The organism is Aquimarina rubra, assembly GCF_042684305.1.
Classification (GTDB): domain Bacteria; phylum Bacteroidota; class Bacteroidia; order Flavobacteriales; family Flavobacteriaceae; genus Aquimarina; species Aquimarina rubra.
This window is the reverse complement of sequence record NZ_JBHULE010000019.1, coordinates 665369-682766: the sequence shown is the minus strand read 5'-3', so window position 1 is coordinate 682766 and position 17398 is coordinate 665369. Positions and strand designations below refer to the sequence as shown.

General features: G+C 34.4%; 12 protein-coding genes. 6 read left to right on the top strand and 6 right to left on the bottom strand.

What is annotated here, in order from left to right; all coding sequences use genetic code 11:
• Positions 1 to 53 precede the first annotated feature (53 nt).
• Complete coding sequence (locus tag ACFSR1_RS11690; RefSeq protein WP_378292654.1) at positions 54 to 242, bottom strand: hypothetical protein; 189 nt, start codon at positions 240 to 242, stop codon at positions 54 to 56.
• A gap of 619 nt (positions 243 to 861) precedes the next feature.
• On the opposite strand from ACFSR1_RS11690, the gene ACFSR1_RS11685 reads away from it, so the two are divergent.
• Positions 862 to 1893: an aldo/keto reductase gene (locus ACFSR1_RS11685; RefSeq protein WP_378292653.1), complete on the top strand. Its 1032-nt coding sequence runs from the start codon at positions 862 to 864 to the stop codon at positions 1891 to 1893.
• 3 nt (positions 1894 to 1896) lie between these two features.
• Here ACFSR1_RS11685 and radA read toward each other — a convergent pair whose 3' ends face one another.
• From radA to panC, 5 genes are all read right to left on the bottom strand, one after another.
• Complete coding sequence (radA, locus tag ACFSR1_RS11680) at positions 1897 to 3264, bottom strand: DNA repair protein RadA (RefSeq protein ID WP_378292651.1); 1368 nt, start codon at positions 3262 to 3264, stop codon at positions 1897 to 1899.
• 122 nt (positions 3265 to 3386) lie between these two features.
• The gene (locus ACFSR1_RS11675) at positions 3387 to 4535 is read right to left on the bottom strand and encodes an alpha/beta hydrolase (RefSeq protein WP_378292649.1); all 1149 of its coding nucleotides are present in this window, start codon (positions 4533 to 4535) and stop codon (positions 3387 to 3389) included.
• 106 nt (positions 4536 to 4641) lie between these two features.
• A complete protein-coding gene (locus tag ACFSR1_RS11670) occupies positions 4642 to 5622 on the bottom strand; it encodes a lysylphosphatidylglycerol synthase transmembrane domain-containing protein (protein WP_378292647.1) in 981 nt (326 codons plus the stop codon).
• Positions 5623 to 5626: 4 nt separating this feature from the next.
• A complete protein-coding gene (panD, locus tag ACFSR1_RS11665; RefSeq protein ID WP_378292645.1) occupies positions 5627 to 5977 on the bottom strand; it encodes an aspartate 1-decarboxylase in 351 nt (116 codons plus the stop codon).
• 19 nt (positions 5978 to 5996) lie between these two features.
• Positions 5997 to 6845, bottom strand: coding sequence for a pantoate--beta-alanine ligase (gene panC, locus ACFSR1_RS11660; RefSeq protein WP_378292643.1), 849 nt, complete (start codon positions 6843 to 6845; stop codon positions 5997 to 5999).
• A gap of 108 nt (positions 6846 to 6953) precedes the next feature.
• On the opposite strand from panC, the gene ACFSR1_RS11655 reads away from it, so the two are divergent.
• From ACFSR1_RS11655 to ACFSR1_RS11635, 5 genes are all read left to right on the top strand, one after another.
• Positions 6954 to 7763, top strand: coding sequence for a glycogen/starch synthase (locus tag ACFSR1_RS11655; protein WP_378292641.1), 810 nt, complete (start codon positions 6954 to 6956; stop codon positions 7761 to 7763).
• Between the two features lie 14 nt (positions 7764 to 7777).
• Positions 7778 to 9511 carry a DUF4270 domain-containing protein gene (locus tag ACFSR1_RS11650; protein ID WP_378292639.1) on the top strand — a complete coding sequence of 578 codons (1734 nt, stop codon included), beginning with the start codon at positions 7778 to 7780 and terminating at the stop codon, positions 9509 to 9511.
• An 18-nt stretch (positions 9512 to 9529) separates the two neighbouring features.
• On the top strand, positions 9530 to 11377 hold the full coding sequence (gene glmS, locus ACFSR1_RS11645; RefSeq protein ID WP_378292637.1) for a glutamine--fructose-6-phosphate transaminase (isomerizing): 1848 nt from the start codon (positions 9530 to 9532) through the stop codon (positions 11375 to 11377).
• A 205-nt stretch (positions 11378 to 11582) separates the two neighbouring features.
• The gene (locus ACFSR1_RS11640; RefSeq protein WP_378292635.1) at positions 11583 to 14348 is read left to right on the top strand and encodes a TonB-dependent receptor; all 2766 of its coding nucleotides are present in this window, start codon (positions 11583 to 11585) and stop codon (positions 14346 to 14348) included.
• 278 nt (positions 14349 to 14626) lie between these two features.
• Entirely contained in the window at positions 14627 to 17350 is a 2724-nt protein-coding gene (locus tag ACFSR1_RS11635; RefSeq protein ID WP_378292633.1) for a TonB-dependent receptor, read from the top strand.
• Positions 17351 to 17398 lie beyond the last annotated feature (48 nt).

Here is a 17398-nt window from a genome sequence, read left to right as displayed (position 1 = left end):
TCTAGAAGCTTAGTTGTGAAACGGATGTAGTAATGGGGTAGCTACATCCGTTTTTATTGTGACAACATCTTTTCTTTTTGTATTTCGCGAATTAATTTATGATAAGAGTTGCGGTTGATTACGATTCTGTTTTCTTGTATTTCCATTAATGGATTGTAACGTTGCAATACCTTTTTAACTATTTCTTCTGTAAAAGGAGTTTTAGAAGCTATTCTCTTTATAGCAAATTCTTTATTTTCCATAGTTAATTGATTATAATATGTATTTAACATAGCTTAGTTTAGACAATTTAATGTGAAGTTAAATATATACTAAAAATATAAAATCATATACAAAAATAACAATTATATATATAATAATATATAATTGTTTTGTTAAAGTAAATTTTCGGTTGTTTGTTATTTATATCAAAAACCATTTCATAAAAAAAAGAGCTCCTCAATTAAGAAGCTCTTTTTCCGGTTAAAAAAGTAAAGGGTTCGGGGAAAACAAACCCTTTTATCGAGGTTTATGAATAGACCTCTTTTTGGTTGGTAAATTTTCTAGTTTTCTGTTCATCACTTAAAACATCACGGATGTTTTATTCCTTTAATGATATCGAAATAATTGTTCCATAAATGAAAATTATTTTCAAAAACTTGATAGTCAGTATATTAAGTATAATTTTAAATATTTGGCGGGTTCTTTAATGTGTAGATTAGGTATTAAAATTGTGGATAAACTTCTCACTTTTAAAGCGTTGTAAAACTTCGTAACGAACAAAGGTTATCGTAGGTTTTATTATGATAATTTTTAGAATAACTAATTAGAGAGTTTTTACTTTTGGGATTTATGTGTCTAAAAAATGTAACTACGTAAAGAATGAAGTATACTACATTACCGAATACAGATATAAAAGTTAGCAAAATATGCTTGGGTTCTATGACTTGGGGTGAGCAAAATACAGAAGCAGAAGGTCACGAACAAATTGAGTACGCGATTAGTCAAGGTGTTAATTTTATAGATACGGCAGAGTTGTATTCTGTGCCTGCCAAAAAAGAAACACAAGGAAGTACAGAACGAATTATCGGAAGCTGGTTAAAAAAATCTGGAAAAAGAGATGAAGTAGTAATTGCATCCAAAATTGTTGGACCTGCAGAGTTTTCAAATCATATAAGAAAAGGAGAATTTAGCAAAAAAGAGATTGCAGACGCCATCCATAAGAGTTTAGAAAGATTACAAACCGATTATATAGATCTTTATCAATTGCATTGGCCGGAAAGGCAAACTAACTATTTTGGTAAGTTAGGATATACTCATGATGAAAATGATGAATGGGCAGATAATTTTTCTGAGGTTTTAGAAAACCTGAATGGTTTTGTAAAAGAAGGTAAGATAAGACAAGTGGGAGTTTCTAATGAAACAGCATATGGGTTGATGCGATATACTGAGGAAGCTCGAAAGGGAGCTCCTAAGATGATTACAGTACAAAACCCTTATAATTTATTAAACCGAAAAGACGAAGTAGGTCTTGCAGAGGTTTTACATCGAGAAAATATCGGTCATTTACCTTATTCACCATTAGGATTTGGAATGCTAACTGGTAAGTATCTAGATGAGATTCCAAAAAACTCTAGAGTGGATCTTTTCCCTAATTATAATCGGTATATGAATGAGAATAGTTACAAGGCTACTAGGTTATATAACGAAATTGCTAAAAAGCATAGTATCAGCTTAACACAATTATCACTAGCATTTGTGAATCAACAACCTTTCGTAACTAGCAATATTATTGGAGCTACTTCTATCGATCAGCTTACAGAAAATATAGATAGTATTAATGTGACCTTGTCTGATGAAATTATCAATGAAATCAATAAAGTTCACGCACAAATACCTAATCCGGCGCCATAAAAATTAACCAAACAAGTATTCTACTACGTCTTCAATTTTGGCAACTAACTGAATATTGATTTGTGTGTTTTTTCTTGAAATTTTATTGTATTTAGAAACAAAAATAGTCGAGAAACCTAGCTTTTCAGCTTCTTGAATTCTTTGTTCTACTTTATTGATAGGTCTGATTTCACCGGCAAGCCCGACTTCTGCAGCAAAACAATAATCTTTTGCGATTGGTATATCCTCGTTAGACGATAATATAGCGGCAACCACGGCAAGGTCAATAGCAGGATCGTTTACAGAAATCCCACCGGTAATATTTAAAAATACATCTTTAGCTCCTAATCTAAAACCAGCACGTTTTTCTAAAACAGCCAGGATCATGTTTAATCGTTTTAGATTGTACCCTGTTGCACTGCGCTGAGGTGTTCCGTAGACTGCGGTACTTACTAATGCTTGTATTTCTATCATCAACGGTCGCATTCCCTCTACCGTTGCGGCGATAACGGTTCCACTTAATTCTTCCTCTTTCTTAGAGATCAGAATTTCACTTGGATTACTAACTTCTCTAAGTCCGCTACCCAGCATTTCATAAATCCCTAACTCTGATGTAGAGCCAAAACGGTTTTTTAGGGCCCTTAAGATTCTGTACACGTGGTTACGATCTCCTTCGAACTGCAGTACGGTGTCTACCATATGTTCCAGAATTTTAGGTCCTGCAATATTTCCATCTTTGGTAATGTGACCTATAAGAATAACAGGTGTTGCGGTTTCTTTGGCAAATTTAATGAGTTCTGTAGTACATTCTCTGATTTGCGAAATACTTCCTGCACTACTTTCTATATAATCACTGTGTAGGGTCTGTATAGAATCAATAATTACAATATCGGGTTCTGTAGCTTCTATTTGCCTAAAAATATTCTGAGTTTTGGTCTCTGTAAGGATTAAACAATTATCTGTTTTAGATTGAATACGCTCTGCGCGCATTTTTATTTGTTTTTGGCTTTCTTCACCAGAAACATATAAGGTTTTATAAGGGAGTTTTAAGCTAATCTGTAGTAACAACGTACTTTTTCCAATGCCCGGTTCTCCTCCCAATAAAGTAAGCGATCCAGGAACCAGTCCTCCACCGAGAACTCGATTTAGTTCTGAATCATCAGTATTGTACCTGGCTTCGTGGCTGGTATCAATTTCAGAGATTTTTAAAGGTTTCGAAACTCGACGTTCTTTAGATGATGTGCTAGGGTTTTTCCAATCATTTTTTTGAGCCTTTTGGACTACTTCTTCTGCAATAGTATTCCATTCTTTGCAGGAAGTACATTGTCCTTGCCATTTGGCATATTGCGCACCACAATTCTGGCAGAAAAAAACAGTTTTGGTTTTGGCCATAGCTTATAAATTGATCGTAAAAATACTATTATTTAAGATAATTATGTAAAACCGTAAAAGCAAAAAGGCCCCAAAAAAATGGGGCCTTCTTTAAATTCAATATTTTAGGATTATGCAAGGTGCTAATAACCAAAGTCCTCTTTTATTTTATTAACTTTCTCTAACATATAATCTTTTGTAAGAAAAGCTATCTCATTAAGAAGAAATCCGTTTTCATAGGCTCTCATAGCCTTTTTTGGCTCCCCTAGTTGCTCATACCCCAATCCAAGATAATAATATCCCAACATAGTTTCTGGATGTTCTTTAATGGCAAGCTTACCGAGGGGTTCTAATTCTTCCCATAATTCCTTCTTCTCAATTGCAGTAGATATGGCTATAAAATCATTTACTCGTATTTGTCTCTTAAAACCATATAGTTTTTCAGTAGTATCATAAATGTCTACTAAATAATCGTATAGCGATGTCTCAAGTGTTAGAATATCTTCTTTGTACGTTTTTTTGCTAATCGGGCGGTACATTTCAAAGATAGTTTCTAAAGCTTTGGGAATAGCTCTACCTACTAAGGTATAATGGGAGGACTCATCAAAGTTGTCAAAGTAATAATTCACTTCTGTGTTTTCAATAGTAGAAAAGGTTTCATTTGCTTTGATCAAATCTTTTTTGATGTTCTCGGCATCATTAGTCGCAGTAGCCAGATAATACCACATGTCTGATTTCGCTCCACTAAGTACATTAAATATACGTTCGTGCATTGGAGGCGCGAACTCGGGACTTAGATTAATATACGCTTGAAAAAGTGGATTTTCCTTAAATAGATAATAATTAATGAAATTAGCTGTGTAATCGTGTCCAACGATCATTTTTAACTGGGCTGTTCTGTAGGTTTCATCAATATAGGGTAACAATTCTTGTCCAATAAATTCAAAAAACTCGGCTCCTTTACCTTCGGGTAGATAACTTGCTAAATCATATCTACAGTCTTCTTCTCTGGTTTTTTTTTGCATTACACCAACTACAATAGACTCTGGCATATCTTCCCAATAAGAGAAATAATCTACGTTACCGGCTACAGGCTCAAATAAATGATCTCCGTCTAATACGATAATTACGGGGTATGTTTTATCTTCATTTTTTTCATAATTACGTGGTAACTGGATTTTTAAGTCTCTGTTTTGATCTAATTTAATAGACCTAAATGTTTCATATTTTACTTGTCCATATGAGATGGAGGTAATAATAGATACAAGAATCAAAAATATACTTTTCTTCATAAGTAGTAGGATTAAGGTTAAGCAAGTGGCAATATATAAATTATTTTAAAGGTTTGAAATTTAATAACCAATCAATAAAATAATCAATCTATTGTTTACAAGGGTTTTATTGTGTTTTCTTTCCTCTATTTAAAATTGGAAGGAATAAAAATGATAACGCTCCAACGATTATGTTTATTGCGGTTTGAGAACCCCATAGAATCCAACCAAAAGCTTCGCCATCACTTTTTTCGAAACCGAAAAATACAAATACTGCACCAACCACAATAGGGAAAGGCAATATGCCAATACCTCCGTTAGTTGTGGACATAGAAAAAGATCCAACCACAAAAGCTACTAGAATGACTCCTATAGAAGCATTACTTAGATTAGGAACGGCAAATTTTATAACATAAAACATAGATATGTATAAAAACCAAATGAGAAGCGTATGAAAAAGAAAAGCCACTTTCTGTTTCATTGAAAAAATGCTTTTCATTCCGTCTAATAAACCCATTCCAAAATCTCTAATTTTTACGATCCATTTATTGGAAGATTTTTTAAGGATTTGAAGGCCCAAAAATCCACAAAGAATGAGTGCCAAAATTATTCCAAGAGTCAATAAAGGATTAATATCTTTTTCTTCCAAAAAGTTAAGTAAATATTCTGTTTGAAGAATACCTGTGGATGAAGTAACCAGGATGAGCATAATAAGATCCGTTATTCTCTCAGAGACAATAGTCCCAAAAGCCTTTTCAAAAGGGATTTTTTCGTAAGTGGATACCGTAAATCCTCTTAATATTTCACCAGATCTAGGAACTCCAAGGTTAGCCAAATAACCCGCCATTACAGCCATAAAACTATTATATAGCTTAGGGTTATAGCCAAGAGGTTTTAGTAAAAACTTCCAGCGATATGCTCTAGAGAGGTGTGAGATGATACCCAAAGCGAGCGAGAGTATGACCCAAATAGGATCAGCGTTTTTAATATTTCGCAGTAATTCTTGTCTGTATTCTGGCGTAGCAGAACTGAGAAAGTACCAAATTAAAAAAACTCCCAATAAGAATGGGAGTATGATTTTTAAGAATTTTAGGATTTTTGGATTCACCCTTTTACTTTAATAAATTATTTTCTTCGTTAGGGAATAATAGTGCCGGTTTAAAATTTTTAGCAGCTTCGATATCCATCATTGCGTAGGTGATGAGAATTAATATATCTCCTTTGGCGACTTTTCGAGCAGCCGCTCCATTTAATGTGATTTCTCCACTATTTCTAGGTCCTGGAATAGCATAGGTTTCCAGGCGTTCACCGTTATTGTTATTAACGATCTGTACTTTTTCTCCTTCAATTATATTAGCAGCATCCATTAAATCTTCATCTATAGTGATACTTCCTATATAATTTAGGTCTGCGCCGGTTACTTTAACGCGGTGAATTTTTGATTTTACAACGTGTACAAACATGTTACAAATTTAGTTATTTTTAATTTAGGGCAATGTTATCAATAAGTCTAACTTCTCCTGCAAAAACTGCAATAAAAGCTCGATACTTGGTGTTCTTTCTTTTTCTCTTGATCGATCTCAGATCCGAAACTTTTGCAATCTCAAAATATTCTAGCACTAAGACGTCATTATTTTCAAATTGTTCTGAAACCCAACTGGTTAAATCTATAACACTTTTTGTGCCAAAATCATTTTTAACCTGCTTTAGGGTTTTATAAATCAAGGGAGATTCCTGAAGTTGTTTTTTGTTGAGTCTTTTGTTTCGTGAACTTAATGCTAATCCACTTTCTTCCCTATAAATAGGACAACCAATAATTTCTACTGCCATATTTTCAATCTCAACTAATTTTTTAACGATCTGTAGCTGTTGAAAATCTTTTTCACCAAAATATGCTTTAGTAGGTGAGACAATAGTAAACAAATGTTTTAAAACCGTACCGACTCCATCAAAATGACCTGGACGAAACTTGCCTTCCATTTCGTGCTCTAACCCTTTAAAGTCATAATCGAAAGAGCTTGTTTTTGATCCATATATTTCTTTAGGCTCAGGTGCAAAAACGATAATATCATTTGATAAAGTTGATAAAAGTGTTACGTCAGAATCCAAAGTTCGTGGATATTTAATCAAATCTTCTGAGTTATTAAACTGAGTAGGATTTACAAATATACTCACGACCACAGCTTGATTTTGGTCTATCGCTTTTTTTACTAAAGCCAGGTGTCCTTTATGCAATGCTCCCATTGTAGGGACAAAACCGATGCTTTTATTTTGTTTATGTAAGTCTGCAACATCCTTTTCAACGTCCAGTCTTTTCTCGTATACCCGCATTTATCTAAAAGTTAAAGGCGTGCAAAAATAAGATATTACTAGCAGACTACATAAATTTTCGTAATTTTGCAAAAATTTATACCGAAGGAGACGAGAAAAGTAGACTATATGAAAGATAAGAGGATATTGTACGTATCATCAGAAGTAATACCTTACCTACCAGAGACAGAGATTTCATCCATGTCTTTTGAAGCACCAAGAATGGTAAACAGTAAAGGCGGGCAAATTAGAATTTTTATGCCGAGATATGGAAACATTAATGAACGTAGACATCAATTGCATGAAGTGATTCGTCTATCAGGAATGAATCTTGTTATTAATGACTTGGATATGCCGCTGATCATTAAAGTAGCTTCTATCCCTAAAGAAAGAATGCAGGTATACTTTATTGATAATGAGGATTATTTTAAGCGAAAAGCTACTTTGACTGATGAGGAAGGGAATTTGTTTCCGGACAATGACGAAAGAGCAATATTTTTTGCAAAGGGAGTTATCGAGACCGTTAAGAAATTAAATTGGTCTCCAGATGTGATTCATGTTCACGGATGGTTAGCTTCTATGCTACCATTATATCTAAGAAATTATTATGCGAATGAGCCATTATTTACTGATAGTAAGATTGTAACATCAGTGTATGATCATGGTTATGAAGGGACATTAGATAAAAATATGTTGAAGAAGGTTAAGTTTGATGGCATTGATGAGGAAAAAATAGCTGACCTGGCTAAACCAACATATAACAATGTTATGAAGGTAGCAATCGATAATTCTGATGCAATAATTGTTGGATCAGAAGAAATTCCTGAAGAGCTTTCTAAACATCTAAAAACAATAGACCAACCTGTACTAGAATATAAAAAACCAGATGAATTTGCAGATGCCTACGAAGCCTTCTATCAGACAGAGGTATTGGTATAGCAAAAGAAACTATTATGAATTTGAAAAATGTTTTGATCAAAATAACGGCTATAGTAGTGGTTATTTTTACTGTGGTATCTTGTGATGATGATTTTAATTCTGTAGGTAGCGAGGTAATCGGAGGTGTAAATTTTGAAGACAATGAGTATAAAGCGGTCCCTATAACGTATAGCAAAAGATTTGAAAGAGTACAGACCAGTGGTTTACCCAATAACTTGTTAGGAGTTTATAATGATCCAGTGTATGGTCAATCTACATATAATGTGTTAGCACAGGTATTACCTGCACGGTTTAATCCTACTTTTGGCAATAATGCAGTACTAGATAGTGTAGTAATAAGTTTACCATATTTTAGTGAACTAACAGAAACTAATGTAGATGAAGACGGAGTTGTTACAAATACTTTTGAGTTAGATTCGGTATATGGTTCGGGAAAAATAAATTTATCAATATATCAATCAAATTATTTTTTAAGGGATTTTGACATAGATCAGGGGTCAGAAGAGAGACAAATATATTATTCTAATGATATTGCTGATAATTTTGGAGCATCGGTAGAGGGAACATTAATAGCAACTGAACTGGGTTTTTCTCCTTCAGAAGAAGAGATAATATTAACAACCCCTGATGGAACTGACGCAGACGAAGAAAGAGATTCACAATCCGTCAATCCTAGGTTAAGAATTGCTTTTCTTTCTACTATTGCAGCTGCAGCTGCACAGAATAATACAGATCCGCCGACCCCTAGGGAAGCTAATCAGCTTATTATAGATTATTTTACGGCATTATTTTTAGATAAAGAAGGAAGTATAGAGTTAAGTAATGCTAATAACTTCCGTAATTATTTTAGAGGGATTTATTTCAAGGCAACACCAGATACAGGAGATGGATCCTTGGTATCTTTTGACATAACAAATACCAATATCACATTACATTACTCGTTTGATACGGATGAAATATCAACAGAAGATTTAGATGGAAATCCAGATACCGAAGATTTTGTTAGAGGTACTGGTGATCTAGCGTTAAATTTTTCAAATAATATTGTCAACGGGATTGACTTTGATTTTTCGAACGGAACATTGAATGATGGTAGTAATATTTCTGATATTTTAGATAATCAAGATGAAATCAATGGTGAAGATAATTTGTTTCTGAAAGGAGGAGAAGGATCTTATGCGGTTATTGATTTATTTAATGGTAATGTAACCAATGAGAATGGAGAATCAGAAAATGAATTAGATTTCTTAAGACGACAAGATTGGCTGATTAATGAGGCTAGCATGAAAATATATATTAATCAGGATGAAATGATTTCTGGAGATACAGAGCCAGAAAGAATATATGTATTTAATCTGGAAACCGGAGAGGTTCTAATTGATTATCAAGCTGATGTTACCTCTAACGCCGCTAATCCATTTATCTCTGTTACAGAGCATTTAGGACCTATTAGTAGAGGTAGTGACGAAAGAGGAGAATTTTATAAAATAAAATTAACAAGACATATTATTAATGTTTTTAATGAAGATACAGATAATGTGAAATTAGGATTGTCTGTCTCACAAAATGTTAATGTAATAGACATCGCTCAAGGATTTACTACCCCCACAAATACAGAAGATGAAATCATCCCCTTTTCATCAATAATAGCTCATGAAGGAACAATTCTTTATGGGAATGGAACCAATGTTCCTGAAGAAAAGCGTATAAAGCTTGATATTTTTTATACAGAATCAAAAAGTAATTAACCGACAAACAATCAAACCATGTGTGGAATAGTAGGGTATATAGGTCATAGGGAGGCTTATCCAATTGTATTAAAAGGATTAAAAAGATTAGAGTACAGAGGGTACGATTCAGCAGGAATTGCACTTTATGACGGTCAGGATATCAAATTATCCAAAACCAAAGGTAAAGTGGCGGATCTTGAGAAAAGATTAGTAAATGAAATTTCGACAGAGGGAAGCGTGGGTATAGGACATACCAGATGGGCCACACACGGAGTACCGAATGATGTAAATTCTCATCCCCATTATTCTAATTCAGGTAATTTGGTGATTATTCATAACGGAATTATAGAGAACTATGAATCGTTAAGAAAAGAGTTAACAAACAGAGGATATACATTTACTTCTGAAACAGATACCGAAGTCTTAGTGAACCTAATTGAGGATGTAAAGACAAAAGAAAATGTAAAGCTAGGGAAAGCTGTTCAAATTGCATTAAATCAAACTGTAGGTGCGTATGCGATAGCTGTTTTTGACAAACAAAAACCAGATGAAATTGTAGTAGCAAGATTAGGAAGTCCACTGGCAATAGGTGTCGGAGAGGATGAGTTTTTTATTGCTTCAGACGCATCTCCATTTATCGAATTTACCAATAACGCAATATATCTCGAAGATGGCGAAATGGCTATCGTTCGTAGAAAAAAAGGGATAAAAGTAAGAAAAATCAAGGATGATAGCTTGGTTGACCCTTATCTTCAGGAATTACAGATCAATTTGGAGCAAATTGAAAAAGGTGGTTATGATCACTTTATGCTGAAAGAGATTTATGAACAACCTAATGCGATTAGTGATACCTATAGGGGTAGGATGCGAGTGGCAGAAGGAATCATAAAAATGGCCGGTATCGATGATAACCTGGCTAAATTATTAAATGCTAAACGTATTCTGATCATTGCTTGTGGTACGTCATGGCATGCGGGACTTGTTGCCGAATATATTTTTGAAGAATTGGTAAGAATTCCGGTAGAAGTCGAATATGCTTCAGAATTTAGATATAGAAATCCTGTAATTCACCAGGATGATGTGGTTATTGCTATTTCACAAAGTGGAGAAACAGCAGATACAATGGCTGCAATTAAACTAGCCAAAGAGCGTGGAGCATTTGTTTTTGGAGTATGTAATGTAGTTGGTTCTTCAATTTCCAGAGAAACACACGCTGGTGCTTATACTCACGCAGGACCAGAAATAGGAGTTGCTTCTACAAAAGCGTTTACAACTCAGATTACAGTACTTTCTTTAATAGCATTAAAGTTGGCCGAAAGGAAAGGTACAATTTCTAATAGTGATTTTCATTATTACCTTCAGGAACTAGAACGTATTCCAGAGAAAGTAAAGCTAGCTTTAGAATCTAATGAGCATATAAAATTAATTGCTGATACATACAAGGATGCTAAAAACTTCCTGTATTTAGGAAGAGGGTATAATTTCCCAGTAGCTTTAGAAGGCGCTTTAAAATTAAAAGAGATTTCATATATCCACGCAGAAGGATATCCGGCTGCAGAGATGAAGCACGGTCCGATTGCCTTAATAGATGAGCAGATGCCTGTGGTAGTAATCGCCACAAAAAAAGGACACTATGATAAAGTGGTAAGTAACATTCAAGAAATTAAATCCAGGAAGGGTAAAATAATTGGAATTGTTACAGAGGGCGATGAGACGGTAAAAGGACTTGCTGATCACGTTATCGAAATACCGGAAACTATTGAATTTCTAACACCGCTTTTAACAACGATTCCACTACAATTATTGTCTTATCATATTGCGGTAATGCTAGATAAAAATGTAGATCAGCCGAGAAATCTGGCAAAATCGGTTACTGTAGAGTAGATTTCAGAACATAATAAATGTCTTTAAAAATGCAAGAAATGTGCGATTTGTCGCACATTTTTTGCATTTAATCGATAAAAACTAATGAAAAGTTATTATTTGTAAAGTTTTTTTTCTAGTTTCGCGGCCGAAAAGTGGAAATAAACCATTTTAAATAAATTTAAGTTACCCCAAGAAAACTTAAAACTTTAAAAATAACCTATTTATGAAAAAAATTGCTTTTATAGTAACGCTTCTGGTATGCGTTATTAGTAATGCCCAAACGACTATTAATGGTAGAGTTGTTGATGATTTTAATCAACCTATTCCAGGAGCTAATATTTCTTTGAAAGGAGAAGCAATAGGAACAGTTACGGATTTTGATGGTTTCTTTACTTTAAAAGTTACCAAAGAACTGCCTGTTACAATCACTGGAAGTAGTATTGGATTTGAGTCAAGTTCGATTGAGGTCACTTCAGCAACGCAAGAAGTAGTAATTGTCCTTACAGAAGGAAATGTTTTAGACTTGATCGTAATATCTGCATCGAGAGCGCCTGAACGTTTATTTGAGTCTCCGGTAAGTATCGAACGATTCGGAGTTAAAGAAATCAAAAATACACCTTCTGTAGATTTCTATGATGGTTTGGAAAACCTAAAAGGAGTAGATGTAAATACAAACAGTTTAACCTTTAAGTCAATTAATACTAGAGGTTTTGCGTCATTTACCAATACTCGTTTTGTACAGCTAATAGATGGAATGGATAATACCTCTCCTTCATTAAATTTTGCTTTAGGTAACCTTATTGGAATGAATGAACTAGACGTAGAGAATGTCGAATTACTTCCGGGAGCATCATCTGCATTATATGGTGCAAACGCATTTAATGGTATTCTTTTTATGACCAGTAAGAATCCTTTTGATAAACAAGGAATTAGTGCTTATGCAAAAGCAGGAATCACATCTCAAGAAGCCGCTGGAAATAATGGATATTACGATGTTGGGGTTAGAGCAGCTCACAAGTTTGCAGATTTTTTTGCTGCAAAAGTGAACTTTTCTTATATGAATGGTACAGATTGGTTTGCTACAAGTACAGATAATGTTTTGAATCCTGGTTTAAGTAGATCAGAAGATCCGGTATATGATGGGTTAAATGTATATGGTGATGAGGTTCGTGCGGATATGGAACGTGTAGGACAGAATCTATTAGCTCAGGGAGCCATCACTCAAGAGCAGTTTGATCTATTACCAGAGCAGCAATTTGTTAGTAGAACTGGATATAACGAGTCTGATTTAACAGATTATAATGCTGAGAGCATCAAGTTTGATGGAGCTTTACATTTCAAGCCTTTTAACAATGATTTTGAAATTATTTATGCAGGTAAATTGGGTAAAGGACAGACAATTTTTCAGGATTCTAACCGATTTTCTTTAAAAGATTTCTTTTTTCAGCAACATAAACTAGAGGTAAAAAACGACAACTTTTTTGTAAGAGGTTATATTTCTGCCGAGGATGCTGGAGACACATACGATCTTCGTTTTACAGGAATCAATATTAATCGCAGATGGAAGTCTGATAACCAGTGGTTTGGAGAGTATGTTGCAAACTGGGCAGCAGCTAGACAACTTGGACAGACTGAAGAAGATGCACACACTTTCGCTAGGCAACAGGCGCAAATTGGTAGATTTGTTCCAGGTACTCCTGAATTTGAAACAGCTTTTGACGAAGTAACTAGTAATCCGGACTTCTTAACAGGTTCTAGATTCAAGTCTAAAACTCAACTTAGACACGTAGACGCTAATTATAACTTTGGACATATCACGAATAACTTTGCTGATATTCAGGTCGGGGGATCGTTTAGAGAATATGTATTGAATTCTGAAGGTACTTTCTATACTGATTTTGATGGTGCGATTAACTATTCTGAATTAGGTATTTATTCTCAAATTCAGAAGAAATTATTAGATGATCGATTAAAACTTACGGGATCTGTTCGTTATGACAAGTCACAATTATTTGATGGTAATTTCTCACCAAGATTTTCTATTGGATATACTTTAGGAAAGAATAGAAATCGTAACCTTCGTGCCTCTATTCAAACAGGTTTTAGAAACCCAACAACACAGGATTTGTATTTAGGTCTTGATATTGGAGAAGGGGCTATTGTAGGTTCTGCACCAGATAACTTAGACCGTTATGTGAGAACTGCTAATAATGGAACGACTTATACTGGGCGTATTGCTTACGAGAATTCTTATACCGCTAATTCAGTTAGAGCATTTTTGGATTTGGCAAGAGAAGGAACTATCGATACCTCAATTTTAGATATAGCTAATCCAGATATAGTAAAGCCAGAAAAGGTTACGGCTATTGAAATTGGTTATCGAGCGGATTTTGGTAAGCTATTACTTGATCTAAGTGGTTATTACAATATGTATCAGGATTTTATTTCCACCATTGATGTAGCAAGTCCGCTAGAGGGACAAGCTGGAGATGCATTGGCAGAGGGCTCCATATTAACAGGTAATTTTGCAGGTTTTCAGGCGACTACAAATTCTGAAGCGGATATCAACTCTTATGGAGCTGTATTAGGGATTAGTGCTAAAGTATTTGGAGATTTTGATCTTAATGCCAGTTATACATATGCTAAGCAGGATTTTGATCAGAATGACGATCCTGGATTCAGAACTAATTTCAATACTCCGGAGCATAAGGCTAAAGCTAGTTTTGGACACGATAATTTATTCAGAAATTTTGGTTTCAATACTGCGGTTAGATGGAGTGGAGATTATGTATGGGAATCTGCTTTTGCGGTAGGTGAAGTTCCGTCTTTTACGGTTTTCGACGCTCAATTTAATTACAGAATTCCTTCTCTAAAAACTACTCTTAAAATTGGTGGTTCTAATATTGGAGGTAGCGAATACTTCACAGCAGTAGGAACAGCTCCTATTGGTTCACTTTATTACTTTGGATTGACTATAAACAATTTCTAGATAAAGAAATACATCATAAGCTTCCTATAAGGAACTTATGTGCTTAGATTTTATCCCCGTTTAGTTTTCTAAACGGGGATTTTTTTGTAGGAAACAAATTAAACAGTTGTTAAATTTGTAAGAATTTATGTGTTAACCGTATCTTTTTTGTGTTAAAAATTGTTTTTTGTCGTGTTTTTTATACTTTAGACGATATAATTGAATCTAAGCGTCTTCTATAGGAACGTTTAGTGATTTATTTTAGTGTCCCAAACACTTGAACTTAAACCTAAAAATTTATGAAAAAAACATTACTATTATTAGGCATGTCATTTTGGTGTGTGTGTACTTTTGCTCAAACAACTATATCAGGAAGAGTAACGGATGAAGTTGGCGAACCCATACCATTAGCCAATGTAAAATTAAGAGGAGAAAGAGTTGGAGCAGTAGCCGATTTTGATGGAGAATTTGTTTTGACAACAACAGAAAAACTTCCTGTAACACTTATTATTAGCAGTATCGGGTATAAAACAATATCATTAGATGTTACTTCTAATGCCGAAGAGATTTCAGTAGTTTTAAAAGAAGGTACTGAACTCGATGTGGTTGTAATTTCTGCCTCGAGAGCGCCTGAGAGAATATTTGAATCACCTGTTAGGGTAGAATTTTACGGATCCAGGCAAATAAAAAATACCCCATCAATTGACTTTTATAGTGGATTGGAAAACCTTAAAGGAGTAGATGTAAATACCAATAGTTTGACTTATAAGTCTGTAAATACTAGAGGATACGGATCGTTTTCTAATACAAGATTTGTTCAGTTAGTCGATGGAATGGACAATAGTTCACCGTCTTTAAATTTCTCTTTAGGGAATTTAGTAGGAGTATCAGAACTTGATGTTAATAATGTAGAGCTATTGCCTGGAGCTTCATCCGCACTGTATGGGGCAAATGCATTCAACGGAATTTTATTTATTAACAGTAAAAATCCATTTGACAATCAAGGGATTAGTTCGTACGTCCGAGGTGGTGTGACATCACAGGAGGCAGCCGGAAGTAATTCTTTCTATGACGTTGGAATTAGAATGGCAAAAGCATTTTCGGATAAATTTGCAGCAAAGGTTAATTTTTCATTCTTCAAAGGTACTGACTGGTTTGCTGTTAATAATACAAACATAAACAACCCTTCCCTTGATCGATTGACAGACCCTAATTATGACGGTGTGAATGTTTATGGAGATGAGATAAATCTAAATATTCCTGGTATTGGTTTTGTAAGCAGAACAGGATATGAGGAAAGGGATTTGGTAGATTATAATGCTGAAAGTCTAAAATTTAGTGGAGCATTGCATTATAGACCATTTGCAGATGACTTTGAAATTATTTATAACGGAAGAATAGGAAGAGGAACAACAATTTTTCAGAATGCAAATAGATTTTATTCTCCGGATTTTTTCCTGCAGCAGCACAAGTTAGAATTTAAAAACAATAACTTTTTCGTTAGAGGTTATATAACAGACGCAGATGCCGGAGACACGTATGATACCAGAATTGCAGCATTTAATATTAATAACAGATGGAAAGATAACCGTACTTGGTTTGGTGAATATGCAGGCACATACTTTGCTGCTGTGAATGGAGGTTTTACTCCTGATCAGGCACATCAGGCAGCAAGAAATCAGGCAGATACGGGTAGATTAGAGCCGGGAACTCCGGAGTTTCAGCAGGTTTTTACATCAGTTATTTCTGATCCTGATTTTACTACCGGGGCAAAATTTCAGGATGAAACTCAACTTAGACATGTAGATGCTAATTATAACCTTAGTTACTTAACCAATAATTTTGCAGATATACAATTAGGAGGATCTTTTAGAGAATATAGACTAAGATCTAACGGGACAATATTTACGGATAGAAGCGGGCCTATAAGTTATTCAGAGATGGGCGCATATGCTCAATTACAAAAGAAAGTTTTTGACGAAAGATTGAAAATTACAGGATCTGTACGATATGATAAGGCGGAGTTGTTTGATGGTAATTTTTCTCCAAGACTTGCATTAGGATATACAGTAGGTAGCAATAGAAATCACAATATTAGAGCTTCTTTTCAAACAGGTTTTAGAAACCCAACGACGCAAAATCTTTATATGGGATTAGACGTGGTACGGGCAATTACTATTGGTTCTGCCGAAGATAATTTGGATAGAGAACAAAGAGATTTTGAGTTAAGCGCAAATGGCTCTGCCCTGGTAGGAGAAGATTCTGTTACAATCACAGGTAGAGATGCCTTTGAGAACTCGTATACATTAGCTTCGGCAATTGCTTTTTCTCAGACATCTGATCCTTCTCAACTAATTCAATCAGCTGTAGAATTGGTAAAACCAGAAAAGGTTACCAGTTTAGAACTAGGGTATAGAGGTGATTATAATAAAATATCATTAGAGGTAAGTGGTTATTATAATATGTATCAGGATTTTATAACTAGTAATAATGTTTTAGTTCCATTTTATGGAGCGGTAGGTTCTGTAGAGTCTTTTCAAGCTATAGCAAATGGTGACTTTAAGATATATAACATTGCTACAAATTCTAGCGCAGATGTGAACTCTTATGGAGCTGTTGTAGGAGTTGACGGAAAGGTGTTTGGTAATTATAATTTTGGACTTAATTATACCTATGCAAAGGAAGATGTTTCAGACGTAGATGAGAATGACTTTTTCTCAGAATTTAATACACCCGAGCATAAAGTGAAATTTAGCTTCGGAAATCGAAATCTTTTTCAAAACTTTGGATTCAATACAAGTGTACGATGGAGTGATAGTTTTGTTTGGAATGATGCTTTCGGTTCTTCTGAGATTCCATCTTTTACCGTTGTTGATGCTCAGATGAATTATAGAATACCAAGGCTTAAATCGGTATTCAAGGTTGGAGCAACAAATATTGGTGGGAATGAATATTACAATGCCTTAGGTACAGGACTGGTTGGAGCGCAATATTATATTGGTTTATCTATAAATAATTTGTAGAATAACGAGATCAGAATATATTAAAAATAGCATTATAACCTGTTTGAA

What these genes read in the sequence shown, in the direction of transcription:
- ACFSR1_RS11685 (WP_378292653.1), top strand. Translation starts at nt 862, where the DNA reads ATGAAGTATACTACATTACCGAATACAGATATAAAAGTTAGCAAAATA.
- ACFSR1_RS11635 (WP_378292633.1), top strand. Translation starts at nt 14,627, where the DNA reads ATGAAAAAAACATTACTATTATTAGGCATGTCATTTTGGTGTGTGTGT.
- ACFSR1_RS11640 (WP_378292635.1), top strand. Translation starts at nt 11,583, where the DNA reads ATGAAAAAAATTGCTTTTATAGTAACGCTTCTGGTATGCGTTATTAGT.
- ACFSR1_RS11650 (WP_378292639.1), top strand. Translation starts at nt 7,778, where the DNA reads ATGAATTTGAAAAATGTTTTGATCAAAATAACGGCTATAGTAGTGGTT.
- panD (WP_378292645.1), bottom strand. Translation starts at nt 5,977, where the DNA reads ATGTTTGTACACGTTGTAAAATCAAAAATTCACCGCGTTAAAGTAACC.
- ACFSR1_RS11675 (WP_378292649.1), bottom strand. Translation starts at nt 4,535, where the DNA reads ATGAAGAAAAGTATATTTTTGATTCTTGTATCTATTATTACCTCCATC.
- glmS (WP_378292637.1), top strand. Translation starts at nt 9,530, where the DNA reads ATGTGTGGAATAGTAGGGTATATAGGTCATAGGGAGGCTTATCCAATT.
- ACFSR1_RS11655 (WP_378292641.1), top strand. Translation starts at nt 6,954, where the DNA reads ATGAAAGATAAGAGGATATTGTACGTATCATCAGAAGTAATACCTTAC.
- panC (WP_378292643.1), bottom strand. Translation starts at nt 6,845, where the DNA reads ATGCGGGTATACGAGAAAAGACTGGACGTTGAAAAGGATGTTGCAGAC.
- radA (WP_378292651.1), bottom strand. Translation starts at nt 3,264, where the DNA reads ATGGCCAAAACCAAAACTGTTTTTTTCTGCCAGAATTGTGGTGCGCAA.
- ACFSR1_RS11690 (WP_378292654.1), bottom strand. Translation starts at nt 242, where the DNA reads ATGGAAAATAAAGAATTTGCTATAAAGAGAATAGCTTCTAAAACTCCT.